Annotated in this window: 13 protein-coding genes and 1 pseudogene; 8 read left to right on the plus strand and 6 right to left on the minus strand. The window is 70.6% G+C overall.

Annotation, left to right across the window (positions count from 1 at the left end; all coding sequences use genetic code 11):
- Positions 1-23: 23 nt before the first annotated feature.
- From ACFSL4_RS22645 to ACFSL4_RS22670, 6 genes are all read left to right on the plus strand, one after another.
- A complete protein-coding gene (locus ACFSL4_RS22645; RefSeq protein ID WP_381085850.1) occupies positions 24-329 on the plus strand; it encodes a hypothetical protein in 306 nt (101 codons plus the stop codon).
- A complete protein-coding gene (locus tag ACFSL4_RS22650) occupies positions 310-2337 on the plus strand; it encodes a thioredoxin domain-containing protein (RefSeq protein ID WP_381085853.1) in 2028 nt (675 codons plus the stop codon). The genes ACFSL4_RS22645 and ACFSL4_RS22650 overlap by 20 nt, the downstream gene beginning before the upstream one ends.
- Positions 2338-2544: 207 nt before the next feature.
- The gene (locus ACFSL4_RS22655; RefSeq protein WP_381085856.1) at positions 2545-3822 is read left to right on the plus strand and encodes a glycosyltransferase; all 1278 of its coding nucleotides are present in this window, start codon (positions 2545-2547) and stop codon (positions 3820-3822) included.
- Positions 3819-5462 carry an ArnT family glycosyltransferase gene (locus ACFSL4_RS22660; protein WP_381085859.1) on the plus strand — a complete coding sequence of 548 codons (1644 nt, stop codon included), beginning with the start codon at positions 3819-3821 and terminating at the stop codon, positions 5460-5462. The genes ACFSL4_RS22655 and ACFSL4_RS22660 overlap by 4 nt, the downstream gene beginning before the upstream one ends.
- Positions 5459-6655, plus strand: coding sequence for a glycosyltransferase (locus tag ACFSL4_RS22665; RefSeq protein ID WP_381085862.1), 1197 nt, complete (start codon positions 5459-5461; stop codon positions 6653-6655). The genes ACFSL4_RS22660 and ACFSL4_RS22665 overlap by 4 nt, the downstream gene beginning before the upstream one ends.
- Positions 6652-9138 carry a galactose oxidase-like domain-containing protein gene (locus tag ACFSL4_RS22670; RefSeq protein ID WP_381085865.1) on the plus strand — a complete coding sequence of 829 codons (2487 nt, stop codon included), beginning with the start codon at positions 6652-6654 and terminating at the stop codon, positions 9136-9138. The genes ACFSL4_RS22665 and ACFSL4_RS22670 overlap by 4 nt, the downstream gene beginning before the upstream one ends.
- On the opposite strand, the gene ACFSL4_RS22675 is transcribed toward ACFSL4_RS22670, so the two are convergent.
- The 4 genes from ACFSL4_RS22675 to trhA all read right to left on the minus strand — a co-directional run bounded on the left by ACFSL4_RS22675 (position 9117) and on the right by trhA (position 12974).
- The gene (locus tag ACFSL4_RS22675) at positions 9117-9848 is read right to left on the minus strand and encodes a Mut7-C RNAse domain-containing protein (RefSeq protein ID WP_381085868.1); all 732 of its coding nucleotides are present in this window, start codon (positions 9846-9848) and stop codon (positions 9117-9119) included. The genes ACFSL4_RS22670 and ACFSL4_RS22675 overlap by 22 nt on opposite strands.
- Positions 9849-9873: 25 nt before the next feature.
- A complete protein-coding gene (locus tag ACFSL4_RS22680; protein ID WP_381085871.1) occupies positions 9874-10533 on the minus strand; it encodes a TetR/AcrR family transcriptional regulator in 660 nt (219 codons plus the stop codon).
- On the minus strand, positions 10530-12095 hold the full coding sequence (locus tag ACFSL4_RS22685; RefSeq protein WP_381085874.1) for an MFS transporter: 1566 nt from the start codon (positions 12093-12095) through the stop codon (positions 10530-10532). Before ACFSL4_RS22685 ends, ACFSL4_RS22680 begins: the two co-directional genes overlap by 4 nt.
- Before the next feature lie 165 nt (positions 12096-12260).
- Positions 12261-12974, minus strand: coding sequence for a PAQR family membrane homeostasis protein TrhA (trhA, locus tag ACFSL4_RS22690; RefSeq protein WP_381085877.1), 714 nt, complete (start codon positions 12972-12974; stop codon positions 12261-12263).
- Positions 12975-13282: 308 nt separating this feature from the next.
- Here trhA and ACFSL4_RS22695 point away from each other — a divergent pair, with 308 nt between their 5' ends.
- Positions 13283-15106 carry a phosphoenolpyruvate carboxykinase (GTP) gene (locus ACFSL4_RS22695; RefSeq protein WP_381085879.1) on the plus strand — a complete coding sequence of 608 codons (1824 nt, stop codon included), beginning with the start codon at positions 13283-13285 and terminating at the stop codon, positions 15104-15106.
- Positions 15107-15322: 216 nt separating this feature from the next.
- Positions 15323-15637 (plus strand): annotated as a pseudogene (locus tag ACFSL4_RS22700) (sugar phosphate nucleotidyltransferase); the annotation flags it as partial.
- Positions 15638-16272: 635 nt separating this feature from the next.
- On the opposite strand, the gene ACFSL4_RS22705 reads toward ACFSL4_RS22700, so the two are convergent.
- Both ACFSL4_RS22705 and ACFSL4_RS22710 read right to left on the minus strand, forming a co-directional pair.
- Entirely contained in the window at positions 16273-16698 is a 426-nt protein-coding gene (locus ACFSL4_RS22705) for an SCO4983 family protein (RefSeq protein ID WP_381085881.1), read from the minus strand.
- A 106-nt stretch (positions 16699-16804) separates the two neighbouring features.
- Positions 16805-18016: a pyridoxal phosphate-dependent aminotransferase gene (locus ACFSL4_RS22710; RefSeq protein ID WP_381085883.1), complete on the minus strand. Its 1212-nt coding sequence runs from the start codon at positions 18014-18016 to the stop codon at positions 16805-16807.
- Between the last annotated feature and the right edge of the window lie 80 nt (positions 18017-18096).

The raw sequence follows: 18096 nt of genomic DNA on the forward strand, positions 1-18096 counted from the left end.
ACACCGCGCCCGACCCGGCGACGATGACCCCCGAGGAGTACGCCGCGGCGGAGCACCTGGCGCTCATCAAGGTCGACGTGGACACCGCCCTGTTGCGCCGCGCCCACCAGGAGTACCGGGGTCCGGAGGGCTGGGCCCAGGCCATGCGCGCCGGGGTGTGGACGACCTGGGACGAACTGCTGGGCTTCGTCCGCGACCACCGGGCGCTCCTCGACCTTCACGGCCACACGCGCGATGACGCGCCCGAGGGGGCGCGCCCGGTCAGCCTCCGGTTCTCTGCGGTCCCCGACGCCGTGGGAGAGTGGGAGGGTGAACCGACTGGCCCATGAGACGTCCCCGTACCTGCTTCAGCACGCCGACAACCCGGTCGACTGGTGGCCCTGGTCAGCCGCGGCCTTCGACGAGGCGCGCAGGCGGAACGCACCGGTCCTGCTGAGCGTCGGCTACAGCAGCTGCCATTGGTGCCATGTCATGGCACACGAGTCCTTCGAGGACGAGGCGACCGCCGCCTACCTCAACGAGCACTTCGTCAGCGTCAAGGTCGACCGTGAGGAGCGGCCCGACGTCGACGCCGTCTACATGGAGGCCGTGCAGGCGGCCACAGGCCAGGGCGGCTGGCCCATGACCGTCTTCCTCACCCCGGACGCCGAACCCTTCTACTTCGGCACCTATTTCCCGCCCGCCCCCCGCCACGGCACGCCCTCCTTCCGGCAGGTCCTCGAGGGCGTCCGGATGGCCTGGTCCGAGCGCAGGGACGAGGTGGCGGAGGTCGCCGGGAAGATCGTGCGGGACCTCGCCGGACGAGGGCCGGCGTACGGCGGCACGCAGCTCCCCGGCGAGCAGGAAATCGCCCAGGCACTCCTCGCGCTCACCCGCGAGTACGACCCGCGGCACGGCGGCTTCGGCGGCGCCCCCAAGTTCCCGCCGTCGATGGTCCTGGAGTTCCTGCTGCGCCACCACGCCCGCACCGGCGCGGAGGGCGCCCTGCAGATGGCGCAGGACACCTGTGAGCGCATGGCGCGCGGCGGCATCTACGACCAGCTCGGCGGCGGGTTCGCCCGTTACTCCGTGGGCCGCGACTGGACCGTGCCGCACTTCGAGAAGATGCTGTACGACAACGCCCTGCTGTGCCGGGTGTACGCCCATCTGTGGCGTGCCACCGGCTCGGAGCTCGCCCGCCGTGTGGCCCTGGAGACCGCCGACTTCATGGTGCGCGAACTGCGCACCCGCGAGGGCGGGTTCGCCTCGGCGCTCGACGCGGACAGCGACGACGGCACGGGCAGGCACGTCGAAGGTGCGTACTACGTCTGGACGCCCGAGCAGCTGGCCGAGGTGCTCGGCGCCCAGGACGCCGAGATCGCCGCCCGCTACTACGGCGTCACCGAAGAGGGCACCTTCGAACACGGCAGCTCCGTCCTCCAGCTTCCTCAGCACGACACGGTGTTCGACGCGGAGAAGATCGAATCGATCAGGCAGCGCCTCACCGGGGCGCGCTCCCGCCGCCCGGCCCCCGGCCGCGACGACAAGGTGGTCGCCGCCTGGAACGGCCTCGCCGTCGCCGCCCTGGCCGAGACCGGCGCCTACTTCGACCGTCCCGACCTCGTGGACGCCGCGCTCGGTGCCGCCGACCTTCTCGTGCGGCTGCACATGGACGAGCACACGCGCCTGGCCCGGACGTCGAAGGACGGTCAGGCGGGCGCCAACGCGGGCGTGCTGGAGGACTACGCCGATGTCGCCGAGGGCTTCCTGGCGCTCGCCTCCGTCACCGGCGAGGGCGTCTGGCTGGAGTTCGCAGGGTTCCTGCTCGACCATGTGCTCGCGCAGTTCACCGACGAGAGCGGAGGACTGTACGACACGGCCGCCGACGCCGAGCAGCTCATCCGCCGCCCCCAGGACCCCACCGACAACGCCACCCCGTCCGGCTGGACCGCCGCCGCCGGCGCCCTGCTGTCGTACGCCGCGCAGACCGGCGCCGAGTCCCATCGCGTCGCTGCCGAGCGGGCGTTGGGCGTCGTCAGGACGCTGGGGGCGCGCGTGCCGCGTTTCATCGGCTGGGGGCTCGCTGTTGCCGAGGCGCTCCTCGACGGGCCGCGCGAGGTGGCCGTCGTCGGTCCGGCCCTCGACGACCCCGCCACAAGGGCCCTGCACCGCACGGCACTTCTGGGTACCGCACCGGGCACGGTGGTGGCCGTGGGCACTCCTGGGAGTGATGAGCTGCCGCTCCTCGTTGACCGGCCCCTGGTCCACGGTGAACCCACCGCTTACGTCTGCCGCAACTTCACGTGCGACGCTCCGACCACCGATCCGGAACGGCTGCGCAGGGCACTGAACGGCTGAAACGCCTTGCGGAGGGATTCGTTCCAGGTGTCGCAATTGAGCATGTGTTCGGGTAGATCCCGTTAGATTACCGACCGTTCCGAAACAAGCTATTTATCGGAAGACCTCCCGGACTTCACAATTTCCCCCTAGTCTCTGCACGGTGACGCGGCGGGCGCGATGACGCGCGGTCGCGACTGGGGGGTTTCAGGAGATCTGGGGGGATCTTTGCTGACGTCTGTCTTCATCGCCGTCGTTTCGCTTGCCTTGTTCTGGATGGCGGCCTTCACCCTGTGGTGGCAGATGCACGCGTGGCGCACGCCCGAGGTGCTCGCCTCCACCCGGTTCGGCAGCCCGGACGGCGCCGAACATCTCTCGTTCTCGCTGCTCCTGCCCGCGAGACACGAACAGGCCGTCCTGGAGCACACGATCCAGCGGCTGCTCGAGTCGACCCACGCCGACTTCGAGATCATCGTCATCGTGGGCCACGACGACCCGGAGACCGGCGAGGTCGCCCGGAGGGCCGCGGCCCTCGACGCGCGCGTCCGCGTCGTCGTCGACCACCACGACAAGAAGAACAAGCCGAAGGCCATGAACACGGCGTTGCCGCACTGCCGCGGCGATGTCGTCGGGGTCTTCGACGCCGAGGACCAGGTCCATCCGGAACTGCTCGCCCACGTCGACCACGCGTTCCGCACCACGGGCGCGGACGTCGTCCAGGGCGGGGTGCAGCTCATCAACTTCCACTCCAGCTGGTACAGCCTGCGCAACTGCCTGGAGTACTTCTTCTGGTTCCGCTCCCGGCTGCACCTGCACGCGCAGAAGGGTTTCATCCCGCTCGGCGGCAACACCGTCTTCGTACGGACGGACGTGCTGAGGGAGGCCGGCGGGTGGGACCCCGAGTGCCTTGCCGAGGACTGCGATCTGGGTGTGCGGCTGTCCAGCGCGGGCAAGAAGGTGGTCGTCGCCTACGACTCCGACATGGTCACCCGGGAGGAGACCCCCGGCTCGCTGATGTCGCTGCTCAAGCAGCGCACCCGCTGGAACCAGGGCTTCCTGCAGGTCTACCGCAAGAAGGACTGGAAACAGCTTCCCGGCTTCGGGCAGCGGCTGCTCGCCCGCTACACCCTCATGACGCCGTTCCTGCAGGCGTTCTCCGGCGTCATCATCCCGCTCAACGCCGCGATCGCCCTCCTCCTGGACGTGCCGGTCGGCATCGCCTTCCTCACCTTCCTGCCGCTCGTGACCGCCGCGGTCACCTTCGTCTTCGAGGTCGTCGGGCTGCACGACTTCGGTACGCAGTACGGGCTGCGCGTCCGCCTCGTCCACTACCTGAAGCTCATCGTGGGCGGCCCCTTCTACCAGGTGCTCCTCGCCGGCGCCGCCGTCCGTGCCGTGTGGCGCGAGCAGCGTGGCCGCAACGACTGGGAACTGACCAGCCACGTCGGCGCGCATCTGACCGCGTCCGATGTGATCCGCGAGTCCCGAGAGGACGTTCCGGCGTGACCTCCACCCTTCCCGCGGCGACCGGCACCACGGTCCCCGCGCAGGACACACCTGTCCCCGTCACCGCCCCCCTGCCCTCTGCGGTGTTCCGCTTCCGCCGCTCCCGTCCGGATCTGTTGCTGTGCGGAGTGCTCCTCGCGGTGATCCTCACGGTCCAGGGCTGGAACATCGCCGACTACCCGACCCTCAGCGACGACGAGGGCACCTACCTCGCCCAGGCGTGGGCGGTGCAGAACGGCCACGGGCTCGCCCACTACACGTACTGGTACGACCACCCGCCCCTGGGCTGGATCCAGCTGGCCCTGCTGGCCTGGATCCCCTCGCGCATCGATCCGGGCCTGATGACGGTCGGCACGATGCGTGTCGCCATGCCGGTGGTCAGCGCGGCGAGCGCGGTCCTCGTCTACGTCCTCGCCCGCCGGCTGCGGCTGCCGACCTGGGCCGCGGGCCTCGCCACGGTCCTCTTCGGGCTGTCCCCGCTCTCGGTGGTCCTCCAGCGCGAGATCTTCCTCGACAACATCGCGGTGATGTGGACGCTGCTCGCCTTCACCCTGGCCGCGTCCCCGAGCCGCCACCTGTGGCACCACTTCGGCGCGGGCCTGGCCGCGGCGGCCGGCGTCCTGACCAAGGAGACGATGCTCGTCGTCCTGCCCGCCGTCTTCCTCACGATGTGGCGCCACAGCCACCGCGACACCCGGAAGTTCGCGCTGACCGGCGCGGTCACCGCGTGCGCCCTGATCGGTCTGTCGTACCCCCTCTTCGCCCTGCTCAAGGGGGAGCTGCTGCCGGGAGCCGGCCATGTCTCGCTGTGGGACGGCATCACCTACCAGATGAGCCGGGCCGGCTCCGGGTTCCTCCTCGACCCCGGCTCCGGTTCCTACGGAGTGCTGCACTCCTGGCTCTACTACGACCGTGTCCTGCCGATCGGCGGCCTCGCCGGAGCGCTGCTGATCCTGCTCACCTGGCGCTGGTCGGTGACCGCCCGGGCCCTGGCCGGGCCCGCGCTCGCCGTCGCGATCCTCACCCTGGTCGCGATGCGGCCCACCGGCTACCTGCCCGCCATGTACGTCATCCAGGCCCTGCCGTTCCTCGCGCTGGTCCTGGCCGGCGCCGCCGCGAGCGTCGCCCACGCGGTGCTGCGCCGGCGCCGCGGCACGGCCGAGAAGCGGTACGTCACCTGGACGCGGTACGCCGTGGCGGTGCTGCTCGTGGCGGCCGGCGCCGCCTATGCCGCGCCCCGCTGGTACGACGGCGACCGCACCGCCGTGACCGCCGACGCCAACGCCCCCTACCGGGCCGCGTCGCGGTGGCTGGCGGGCGAGGTCGAGGACCCGGAGGACACCCGCGTCCTGGTGGACGACGCCCTCTGGCTCGACCTCGTGCACGCCGGATACCGGCCCGGCCTCGGGGCCATCTGGTTCTACAAGGCCGACCTCGACCCCGCGGTGAAGAAGACGATGCCGCGCGGCTGGCGTGATCTCGACTACGTGGTGGCCTCGCCGACGGTGCGGCGCGACGCCGTCGACCTGCCGAACGTGAGGGCCGCGATCGAGCACTCGACGCCGGTCGCCACCTTCGGCACCGGTGCCGACCGGATCGAGATCCGCAGGGTCGACCAGGGCACGGGAGGTGACCGATGAGCCATGAATCCACCGTCCCCGGCGAGCTGGGCGATCCGACGGTACGTGCCGCGGAGGTTCCCGAGCCGGGTGCGGTCACCATCGTCGTACCGACCTTCAACGAGTCCGGGAACATCCGTGAACTGCTGCACCGGATCACCGAGTCGGTGCCGGGACGGCTGCCCTGCGAGGTCGTCTTCGTCGACGACTCGGCCGACGACACCCCCGAGGTGATCTCGCGCGCGGCGCAGGACTGCCCGTTCCCGGTCACCGTGCTGCACCGCGAGGAGCCGGCCGGCGGGCTCGGCGGGGCCGTCGTCGAGGGGATGAAGGCGGCCGCCTCCGACTGGATCGTCGTCATGGACGCCGACCTTCAGCACCCGCCGTCACTGGTACCCGAGTTGGTCACCACCGGCGAGCGCACCGGCGCCGGTCTCGTCGTCGCCTCCCGCTACATCGAGGGCGGCAGCCGCGCCGGGCTCGCGGGCGGCTACCGCATCGCCGTCTCACGCGGTGCGACCTGGCTGACCAAGTCGTTGTTCCCCCGTCGGCTGCACGGCATCAGCGACCCGATGAGCGGCTTCTTCGCGATCCGCCGCAGCGCGGTCACCGCGGAGGTCCTCCAGCCGCTCGGCTACAAGATCCTCCTCGAACTGGCCGTGCGCAGCAGACCGCGCGAGGTCACCGAGGTGCCGTTCGTCTTCCAGGACCGGTTCGCCGGCGAGTCGAAGTCCACCGCGCGGGAGGGCTTGCGCTTCCTGCGCCATCTGGTCGGGCTGCGCACCGCCTCGCCGGTCGCGCGCATGGTGGCGTTCGGGCTGATCGGCGCCAGCGGTTTCGTACCGAACCTGGCCGGCCTGTGGGCCCTCACCGCACTCGGCCTGCACTACCTGCCGGCGGAGATCCTGGCCAACCAGCTCGGTGTCGCCTGGAACTTCCTGCTCATCGAGCACCTGCTGTTCCGCGAGCGCCGCAGGCACCGGCACTGGGGGGACCGGGCGGGCCGCTTCGCGCTCCTCGCCAACGCGGACCTGGTGCTGCGCATCCCGCTGATCGCGCTGCTGGTCGGCACGTCCGGGATGAGTGTGCTGCCCGCGACCGCGCTCGCGCTGGTGACGACCTTCGTTCTGCGCTTCGTGGGGACCGAAGCGCTGGTGTATCTGCCGCGCCGGGGCCGGGGGGCCGCGGGCCGCACAGCAAGGAGGCACATGTGAAGACCATCCGAACACTCCGCGTCCTGCGCAGACGCAGGACCGCACTGCTGGCCGTGACCGGTCTGACGGCGGGACTGCTCCTGACCTCTCCGCAGCCGGCCTCGGCCGCCAACCTCGTCAAGAACCCCGGCTTCGAGACCGACGGCACCGACGGGATGCCGTACTGCTGGGAGAAGTCGGGCTGGGGCGACAACGACTTCACCTTCACCACCACCAGCGACGCCCACACCGGCGGCAAGGCCATGAAGGTCGAGCTGACCCGCCGCGTCGACGGCGACCGCAAGGCGCTCATCACCGAGTCCGCCAGCTGTGCGCCGGTGGTGACCCCGGGCAAGCAGTACGACCTCTCGCTCTGGTACAAGTCGACCACCCCGGACGCCGCGGTCACCCTGTTCCGGCACGACACGACCGCGGGCTGGCAGTACTGGACCGACCTGAAGACGCTGGACATGAGCGCGGACTGGGCCCAGGCGAGCGTGCGCACCCCCGAGGTCCCGGCCGGCACCGACATGATCACCTGGGGTGCCTCCGTGTACGGCACCGGGTCCGTGACCACGGACGACTACACCATGGAGCAGGTCGCCGATCCGCTGCCGCCCGCGCAGTGCACGGGCACCGCGGACCAGTGCGCGAACGGAAGCTGGGCGGTCCTGCCCACGCAGAACCCGGTGCGCTCCATGCACTCCGTCGTGCTCAAGAACGGCAAGGTGCTGCTGATCGCCGGGTCCGGCAACAGTGAGGAACTGTTCGCGGCCGGCACCTTCACGTCCGCCGTGTACGACCCGGTGCAGGGCACCTACAAGGTGATTCCCACGCCGGTGGACATGTTCTGCGGCGGCCACGTGCAGCTGCCGGACGGCCGGGTGCTGGTGCTCAGCGGCAACAAGGCGTATCCGGCGGCGGACGGGTCGCACGGGTACGAGGGGTTCAAGGACTCGTACGTCTTCGACCCGGACACCGAGTCGTACATCAAGACCAACGACCTGAACGACGGCCACTGGTACCCGTCCGCCACCGAACTGGGCAACGGCGATGTGATGACCTTCGGCGGGCTGCGCGAGGACTCGACCGGTTCGGTGACCAACGAGCGCTTCTCCTATGCCGACAACCAGTGGCTGCCGGCTTCCCAGGTCAACCAGACCTGGTCGTTCTGGGGTCTGTACCCGTCGATGGTCCTGATGCAGGACGGCCGGCTCTTCTACACCGGCAGCCATGTCTTCGGCAACGGGACACCCGGTACCGGGTCGGCGATCTACGACATCGACGCCAACACCATCACCGAGGTACCGGGCCTGCAGAACAAGGACGAGCGCGACCAGTCGGCGAGCGTGCTGCTGCCCCCGGCGCAGGACCAGAGGGTGCTGACCATCGGTGGCGGCAACATCGACTCCAATCCGGACGCGGGCCGGCTGACCGACGTCATCGACCTCAAGGCGGCGAACCCCTCCTACACCGCCGGGCCCCCGCTCCCGCACGGAACCGTGGACCTGGGGAACGGTCCGGTGGCCGAGACCGGCGACCAGGGCAAGATGTACGTCTCCGCCGTGCTCCTGCCCGACGGCAAGGTGCTGGAGACCGGCGGCGCGCTGCACAACCGGGCCGACCCGGTCTACGAGTCCTCGATCTTCGACCCGCAGACCGAGACGTTCGACCCCGTGGCGCCGGACCCGGAGGAGCGCGGCTACCACTCCTCCGCGTTCCTGCTGCCGGACGGCCGTGTGATGGCGACCGGCGACAACCCGGGCAACGGCAGCTGGAACCACGACGTGTCCATCTACACCCCGCCGTACCTCTTCAGGGGGCAGCGGCCGACGATCACCTCGGTGATCGACACCGAATGGCACTACGGGGACACCCAGCGCATCACGGTCGACCGGCCCATCGCCAAGGCCGAGCTGATCCGCCCGGCCGCCGTGACGCACTCGTCCGACCCGAACCAGCGTTTCGTCGACCTGCCGCTGTCCGTGGACGGCGACAACGTCGACCTGAACGTGACCAGCAACCCCAACCTGGCGCCTCCCGGCTACTACATGCTGTTCGCGGTCGACGCGAACGGCGTGCCGTCGGTGGCCGAGTGGATCCATCTGACCGGGCCCGCGGCCCTCTCCGGCTCCGCGTCCATGTCGATGGACACGGCGACGACGGCGTCCGGCGACGCGCCGGACCCGCAGATCCATTCCTTCGCCGACGGGCTGACGGGCAAGGTGCACGGACCCGGCACGAAGCGGACGTCGCAGAAGGTGAGCTTGACGCTCTCCGGCTGCGACCGTCACTACGGGTACGCCGGGGTGTGCGTGCCCACCGTGTTCCCGCCCGAGGTGGAGAGGACCACGGCCGCCCGCTGCGCCTGGCTGGCACGGAACGACTACGGCCGGCTGAAGCTCAACGGCAGTGACGACCCACTGCGGCTCGACCGCAACAGGGACGGGGTGGCCTGCGGGAAGGGCGATGTGAGGGGGCGTCAGCCCCGGCTCGACCCGTAGGCGAGGGCGCGCTCCACGATGGCCTCCAGCTGGTCGTGGTGCGCGCCCCGCCAGTAGGCGCGGCCACAGTCACGGCACCGGGCGAAGACCTCGTACGTCCGCTTGGTGCCGTGCTTGAGCTGGTCGGCGACCTCCTCCTTGGTGGCCTCGCGGAGCAGGCCGTTGCAGGCGGTGCACCGCGTCCACGGCCGCAGCTCGGGAGCGAACCGGTCGAGCACGTCCCTGAGTTGCTCCTCGGGCCGGGTGCTGTAGACATAGGCGCCCGCCCACAGCTCCCGGCGGCGCAGCAGCCCCCGGTCGCGGCTGAGCATCACCCGGCGCTCGGCGGCGGAACGGGCGGCCAGGGCCGCGTCACCGATGTCCGTGGACTCGTACGCCGTGTCCACGCCCAGCAGCCGCAGCCGACGCGCCAGGGTGCCGAGGTGGACGTCGAGGAGGAAGCGGAGCGGGGCGCCGGGCACCCGCTGGGGGCGCTCGACGGGGCGCACCTCGACGGACTCGCCGGCGGCGGGCACATGGGAGAAGGAGGAGGCGCGGCCGTCCACGACCAGTTCCCCGACCTCGGTCAGGGGCACGCCCAGCGACTCGACGACATGGCCGAGTGAGGAGGCGCCGTCGGTGACGACCTTCGTGGCGCGCCCGCGCCGTGCGTGCGGGACGAAGAGCCCCAGCTCGGGGGAGAACTCGACGTGGATCTCGGGTCCGTTCACCTGGCCAGGATGGCATGCGGGCGGCTCAGGGGGCGTCGGATTTCCGCGGGGGCAGGCCGTGCTGGAGCACATCCATCGTGCGGGTGACGTACGCGCGCAGGTCGCCCTGCTGCCCCTGCTCCGCCCAGTAGCGGGACGCCTCCAGCAGGGCGCCGACGACGCCCATGCAGAACACCCGCACCTCCAGGTCGCCGGGGTCGCGCCCGGTGCGCTCGGCCACCACCTCGCACATCATCCGGCCGGTCACGGACATGCTCTCGGCCATCCGGGAGCGGACCGCGGGCACCTCGACCATCAGCCGCCCGCGCAGCGCCATCTCCTCACGCGTCTCGTACTCCCCGGACAGGCTCCGCTCGACCGCGGTCTGCAGCACCTCCCGCAGCGACTCCATCAGGGGTTCGTCCGCGGGCCGCGCGCGCAGTTCATCCTCCAGGAGCGGGTCGTACTCGTCGGTGATGACGATGTCCTCCTTGGTGGGGAAGTACCGGAACACCGTGGAGGGGGAGACCTCGGCCGCCTCCGCGATCTGCTCGATGGTGGTCGCGTCGTAGCCCTGTTCCCGGACCAGCCGGTACGTCGCCTTGCGGATCGCCATACGAGTTTTGATCTTCTTCCGCTCGCGCAGCCCCAGACGGGGCTGGGCGGCGGGGGCGGAGCGGTGTGCGGTAGCGGCCATGGTCGTCATTGTCCGGCATTCCCGGGGGCGGGAGCCATGGCGGAGTCCTCCTCCGGCACGTCCGGCGCGGGCTTCGGATTCGGCAGCAGGGCCGCCGCGAGCAACGCCGTGACCAGCGCGGCGCCCCCGCTGACCAGCAGGACCAGTCCCATGCCGTGGACGTAGGCGGCGTTCGCCGACGCGGCCAGCGCCTGGTCGCCGAGCCGTGCGGCGACCACATGGGCGCCGACCACGGAGTCGGAGGCGGCCCGTGCCGCGGTGTCCGGGAGTCCAACGGTGTCGAGCCGGCCCTGGTACGTGCCGGCCAGCAGGGAGCCGAGCAGGGCGATGCCGATGGCGCTGCCCACCTGGCGGATGGTCATCATCAGTCCGGAGCCGCTGCCGGCCCGGTCGGGGGGCAGCGCGCCGAGCGCCGCGTCCATGGCCGGGACCACGGCGAAGCCGAAGCCGACTCCGGTGACGGACAGCCACAGCGCGGTGAAGCCGTACCCGTCGTCGACCGTCGTACGGCTGCCGAGAAACGCGGCGAACGCGAGTACGACGAGCCCCGAGCTGATCACCGCGCGCGGACCGAACCTGGCGACGATCGGGCCCGCACCCCGGGCGGCGATCAGCATCCCGCCCATCATCGGCAGCATCCGCACCCCGGTGGCCAACGCGTCGTGCCCGAGCACCGCCTGCAGATACTGCGGCAGCACGAACATCAACCCGGACAGCACGAACATCACGAGGGTCGCGGCGAGGGTGTTGAGCAGGAAGCCCCGGTGGGTGAGCAGGGACAGCTCCAGCATCGGGCGTGCGCTGCGGCGTTCGCGGACGACGAGCAGGGCGATCAGTCCGACGGCGGTGGCCAGGAGTGCGAGGACGAGCGGGTCGCCCCAGCCGCGGTCGGGGGCCTCGATGATCGCGTAGATGAGGCTGCCGAGACCGGTCGCGGTGAGCGCCGTGGAGAGGGCGTCGACCCTCGGGGACGCCGGGTCGGCAGTTTCTGGGAGAAGGAAGACGCAGGCGATGATGCCGATCGCGGCCATCGGCACGTTGATCAGGAAGACCGAGCCCCACCAGAAGTGGTTGAGCAGCCAGCCGCCGGTGATCGGCCCGAGCGGGAGCCCCAGAGCGGACGCCGCCGACACCGCGCCGACGGCCTTGGTGCGCTCGTCGGGCCCGAACAGCGAGGGCAGCACCGCCAGCGCGAGCGGCATCACCAGGGCCCCGCCGATGCCCATGACGGCGCGGGCGGCGATCACCGGTGTCACGGAGTGGACCAGCGCTCCGGCCAGCGAACCGGCCAGGAACACCACGAGCCCAGCGATCAGCATCCGGCGCCGTCCGAACCGGTCGCCGAGCAGGCCCGCCGGGAGCATGAGCGAGGCGAAGACGACGATGTACGCGTCGGCCATCCACTGCTGCTGCCCCGTGGAGGCGCCGAGATCGCGGGCCATGGTCGGCAGCGCCACGTTGAGGATCGTCATGTCGAAGCCGAGCACGAGCATGCTCGCGACCAGGGCCCCGAGGGCCCACCAGCGGCGGGGGGCGCGGCGCACCCCGCCCTCTTGGGTGACAGTAGCCATGAAATGAAAGTAACCCTCAAAAGCATGACACTGTCAATAGCGAGAGGATTCCGTGGGAAGGTGCGGGTCGCGATCCCGGGCGCAACGGTTCCGGACACGGCGAAGGCCGCGGCGTCGGTGCCGCGGCCTTGGTGAACGGGCTGCCGGCGGGGCCGGCCGGAGGGGCTACGCGTGCTGGTACGCCACCAGGGAGATCCCCACGTAGTGCACGACGAACGCGGCGAGGGTGAAGGAGTGGAAGACCTCGTGGAAGCCGAACCAGCGCGGCGACGGGTTCGGCCGCTTGATCCCGTAGATCACGCCTCCCGCGCTGTAGAGCACCCCGCCGACGACGACGAGCACGAGGACGGCGATCCCGCCGGTGCGCATGAAGTCGGGGAGGAAGAAGACGGCGGCCCAGCCCATCGCGATGTAGCAGGGCGTGTAGAGCCAGCGCGGGGCCCCGACCCAGAGGACCCGGAAGGCTATGCCGGCGGCGGCCGCGCCCCAGATGCCCCACAGCAGCCACTGGCCCTTCGCGCCCGGCAGGAGCAGCAGTGTCAGCGGCGTGTACGTACCCGCGATGATCAGGAAGATGTTCGCGTGGTCGAGCCGGCGCAGCACCCCGTCCAGGCGCGGACTCCAGTTGCCGCGGTGGTAGAGCGCGCTGACGCCGAAGAGCAGACAGGCCGTCAGGGCGTAGATGCCGCAGGCGATGCGGCCGCGGGTCGAGTCGGCGAGGGCGGTGAGCACGAGACCCGCGACGAGGACGGCCGGGAACATCCCGAGATGCAGCCAGCCGCGGAGCTTCGGCTTGACCGTGTGAGGCAGGGAGAGCGCGACGGGGCCACGGCCGGCTGCCGGCGAGTCCGTGGGCGCGTCGGGGACGGACGCAGTCATGCGCCGCATGGTACCTACGGAACCGTAAGTTGCGAATCAAAGTGCGACCGGTATCACCCCGCCCGTCCGGTCCGCGCACGACGCGGGGCAACCGAAAGATTCTCTCATCGGAACCCCGGGTGGACGCAAAGAAACGCGATGGCACGTGGCGATCCTCACGTTGCTCAGCTGGGCGCTCCTCTGGACAGATGGGCGATCCCGGCGGATGATCAAATGAGTGCGGTCGGCACCGGATGAGCGGTCACGAAGCATCCGGGTCGCGGCCCCCACGGGGCAGTCAACACAAAATCCCTCATCTAGGAGCAACCGTGGCGCGCGACATCGCGGCTCCCTCAACCGTCCCCACCCAGCACAAGGACCTGATCTCGTGGGTCAACGAGGTCGCCGAACTCACGCAGCCGGACAACGTGGTCTGGTGTGACGGATCCGAGGCCGAGTACGAGCGTCTCTGCGAGGAGCTCGTCCGCAAGGGCACCTTCAAGAAGCTGGACCCCATCAAGCGCCCGAATTCGTACTACGCCGCCTCCGACCCGACCGATGTCGCACGGGTCGAGGACCGGACGTTCATCTGTTCCGAGAAGGAGGAGGACGCGGGCCCGACGAACAACTGGAAGGCCCCCGCCGAGATGCGGGAGATCTTCCAGGGCGCGGACGGCCTGTTCCGCGGCTCCATGCGCGGCCGCACGATGTACGTCGTGCCCTTCTGCATGGGCCCGCTCGGCTCCCCCCTCTCCGCGATCGGCGTGGAGATCACCGACTCCGCGTACGTCGCAGCCTCCATGCGCACCATGACGCGCATGGGCCAGGCGGTCCTCGACGAACTCGGCCCCGAGGGCTTCTTCGTCAAGGCGGTGCACTCCGTCGGCGCGCCGCTGGAGCCCGGCCAGGAGGACGTCCCCTGGCCCTGCAACCGGACCAAGTACATCTCGCACTTCCCCGAGACCCGCGAGATCTGGTCCTACGGCTCCGGCTACGGCGGCAACGCGCTGCTCGGCAAGAAGTGCTACGCGCTGCGCATCGCCTCCGTGATGGCGCGCGACGAGGGCTGGCTGGCCGAGCACATGCTGATCCTCAAGCTGACGCCGCCGCAGGGCGAGTCCAGGTACGTCTGCGCCGCCTTCCCGAGCGCGTGCGGCAAGACGAACCTCGCCATGCTGGAGCCGACGATCTCCGGCTGGACGGTCGAGACGATCGGCGACGACATCGCGTGGATGCGGTTCGGCGAGGACGGCCGACTGTACGCGATCAACCCCGAAGCCGGCTTCTTCGGCGTCGCGCCCGGCACCGGTGAGCACACCAACGCCAACGCGATGAAGACGATGTGGGGCAACGCCGTCTTCACGAACGTCGCCCTCACCGACGACGGCGACGTGTGGTGGGAGGGCATGACCGAGGAGCCGCCCGCCCACCTCACCGACTGGAAGGGCAACGACTGGACGCCCGCGTCCGAGACCCCGGCGGCCCACCCCAACTCCCGCTTCACCGTCCCGGCCGCGCAGTGCCCCATCATCGCGCCGGAGTGGGAGGACCCGAAGGGCGTGCCGATCTCGGCGATCCTCTTCGGCGGCCGCCGCGCCTCCGCGGTCCCGCTGGTGACGGAGTCGTTCGACTGGAACCACGGCGTCTTCCTGGGCGCCAACGTGGCCAGCGAGAAGACCGCCGCGGCCGAGGGCAAGGTCGGCGAGCTGCGCCGCGACCCGTTCGCCATGCTGCCGTTCTGCGGCTACAACATGGGCGACTACATGGCGCACTGGATCAAGGTCGGCGAGGGCAAGGACCAGTCCAAGCTGCCGCGGATCTACTACGTCAACTGGTTCCGCAAGAACGACGAGGGCCAGTTCGTCTGGCCGGGCTTCGGCGAGAACAGCCGCGTCCTGAAGTGGATCGTGGAGCGCCTGGACGGCAAGGCGGAGGGCGTCGAGACCCCGATCGGCATCCTGCCGACCAAGGAGGCCCTGGACACCAACGGCCTGGATCTCTCCGAGTCCGACCTGGACTTCCTGCTCACCGTCGACAAGGAGGTGTGGCGCGAGGAGGCCGCCCTGGTCCCCGAGCACCTCAACACTCTCGGCGACCACGCTCCCAAGGAGCTGTGGGACCAGTACCGGGCGCTGGTGCAGCGCCTGGGCTGACCCCGATGTGAACTCCGCGGCCGGTCGGATGCGCCCTGACCTGCTCCTCGGGCCGGCCGCGGTGACGGCGCATGCACGGGCGGGGCCCGCCTCGTACGACGGTGTACGGGCGGGCCCCGCCCCATGAGCCGTGCGACAAAGCGGTATTCGGGGGTATTGCGCCCAGGGTGCTGCCATGCGCGGAATCCTGTTGGCGGGAGGCGCCGAACGCTCGTGATGGCCGGCGTCCGGGAGATCCTGGTCATCACGACCCCCGATGACCAGCACCAGTTCCGCCGGCTGCTCGGCGACGGCAGCCAGCTGGGCTTGCGGCTGGAATACCTGGCCCAGGAGCGCCCGGAGGGGGGCATCGCCCAGGCGTTCATGCCCGGAGCGGACTTCATCGACGGCGAGCCCGTCGCCCTGACCCTGGGCGACGACATCTTCCACGGGAGCGGTCTGGGCGCCCGGCCGGCCCGCCGCGACCGCCTTGAGGGCGGGCGGGGCTTCGCCTGCCAGGCCGCCGACCCCTCCGCCTACGGCGTGGTGGAGCCCGACGAACGGCTCCGGGAGCTGGCCCGGCCGCTGCTCGGAAGCGGATACGGGCACTGTCTGCTGGGACCGCTGGAGGAGGAGCCGGGGGCTCCCGGCACGTCGTCATGCCCCGAGGGGGTGGCGGACCGCCGCGAGTTCACAGGCCCTGCGCCTGGCCGTCCCCACGCCGCGGACCTCGTCCGCGACCTCCACCCGGACCCTCTCGTCGGGCGCTCCGGACGCCAGCGGACGCCGTTGTCGAGCAGGACGATCCACTCCCGGTCGGTACAGGTCTGCGCCTGCAGGGTCGTCAGGCACTCGTCGAGGAAACGGGGCCTGTGGCTGGAGGTGAAGACGGAGAACCTGGGTGCCGGGGTCGACGTCGTCTGTGCTTCCTGCGTGGCTCGTTGTCGGTGGGGCCGAACAGGCCGTGGCGGTGTGGGAGCAACCCGGGCCCGAACCGCCGTCGTGTCCGCCGACGTTACGAGTCCCCCCTCGGGCGCCGCCATTCGGCAGACAGCCGGGGCGCGGAGACCACCCGAATGCGGGCAGCGACGGCGAACGCGGTGTCATGGCGCCCGGTCCGCGCGTCGCTGCGGGTGCACGCGGACCGGGGCCGTCGGGGGGAGCCGCTCGGGGCGGCTCGGGAGGGGTCAGCTTGCGGCGACGCGCTCGCGCGGCCCGGCCAGTGCGGCGGAATGGGCGTCCATGCGCTCCGCCGACAGGATCGCCGCCGCCGTGTCCGCACGGGACGCCGCCACCACCAGGGCGCGGCCCGCCAGTGCGTGGGCGCGCCGGTGGAGCGCCGCGGCGTGCGGCTCGTGAGCGGTCGCGGTCGCCGTCGCGCGGATCGGCGGTGTGCTGCGGCGCAGCCGCGCCACCTGCTCGGCGAGCCGCTCGGCGGCCGTGTCCAGCTCCGCGGAGGGCGTCAGCGCACGCAGTTCGTCCGTCGCCGCGAGCAGCGCCGACAGATGGCCCGCGAGCTGGATGTCCAGTTCCTCCTCACGCGAACGGTGCGGGAAGTCGGAGATGGTGCCGGCCGTCGTGTGGACCGACTTGGTGCGGATCGGTTCGTACATGGGACGGCCTCCTGTGCTCTGACAGGAAGCCATCCTAGCTTGGATTTTGTCTAAGGTTGAGTCGGATCGGAAAACTGGCCGAGGGGAGATCCGCGCGGGGTGCGCGTCAGGGCTGGCCGTAACCGTCCAGGAAGTTCCCGATGCGCGTGATCGCCGCGGTCAGGTCGCTCACCGTCGGCAGCGTGACCACCCGGAAGTGGTCCGGCTCCGGCCAGTTGAAGCCCGTTCCCTGTACGACCATGATCTTCTCGCTGCGCAGCAGGTCAAGGACCATCTGCCGATCGTCCTTGATCTTGAAGACCTTGGGGTCGAGGCGCGGGAAGAGATACAGCGCGCCCTTCGGCTTCACGCACGTCACGCCCGGGATCTGCGTGAGCAGGCCGTACGCCGTGTCCCGCTGCTCTTTCAGCCGCCCGCCCGGCAGCACGAGGTCGTTGACCGACTGGCGGCCGCTGAGCGCCGCCACGACGCCGTGCTGACCGGGCATGTTCGCGCACAGCCGCATGTTCGCGAGGACCGTCAGTCCCTCGATGTACGACTCCGCGTGCGCCCGGGGGCCCGAGATCGACATCCAGCCCACGCGGTACCCCGCCACCCGGTACGCCTTCGACATGCCGTTGAAGGTCAGCGTCAGCAGGTCCGGGGCCACCTTCGCCGTCGCCGTGTGCGTCGCGCCGTCGTAGAGGATCTTGTCGTAGATCTCGTCCGAGCAGACGAGGAGGTTGTGCCGGCGCGCGATGTCCGTCAGGCCCCGCAGCATCGCCTCGTCGTACACCGCGCCCGTCGGGTTGTTCGGGTTGATGATGACGAGGGCCTTGGTGCGGTCGGTGACCTTGCGCTCCACGTCCGCGAGGTCCGGCATCCAGTCCGACTGCTCGTCGCAGCGGTAGTGGACGGCCGTGCCGCCCGACAGTGACACCGCCGCCGTCCACAGGGGGTAGTCCGGCGCGGGTACGAGCACCTCGTCGCCGTCGTCCAGCAGGCCCTGCATCGCCATCACGATCAGCTCGGAGACGCCGTTGCCGATGAAGACGTGCTCGACGTCCGTCTCGATGCCGAGGGTCTGGTTGTGCATGACGACCGCCCGGCGCGCCGCGAGCAGGCCCTTCGCGTCGCCGTAGCCGTGCGCCGAGGAGACGTTGCGGAGGATGTCCTCCAGGATCTCGGGCGGGCACTCGAAGCCGAAGGCGGCCGGGTTGCCGGTGTTGAGCTTGAGGATGCGGTGACCCGCGGCCTCCAGCCGCATCGCCTCCTCGAGAACCGGGCCCCGGATCTCGTAGCAGACGTTGGCGAGCTTCGTGGACTGGATCACCTGCATATCCGTGAGCTTACGGCCGCGTAACGCATCGCGCCGCGTGTTTTCCACCACGTGAGACCGGGTCGTTTTGTGCTGTTACC

The sequence above is a fragment of the Streptomyces caeni genome (genome assembly GCF_042678285.1).
Taxonomy (GTDB): Bacteria; Actinomycetota; Actinomycetes; order Streptomycetales; family Streptomycetaceae; genus Streptomyces; species Streptomyces caeni.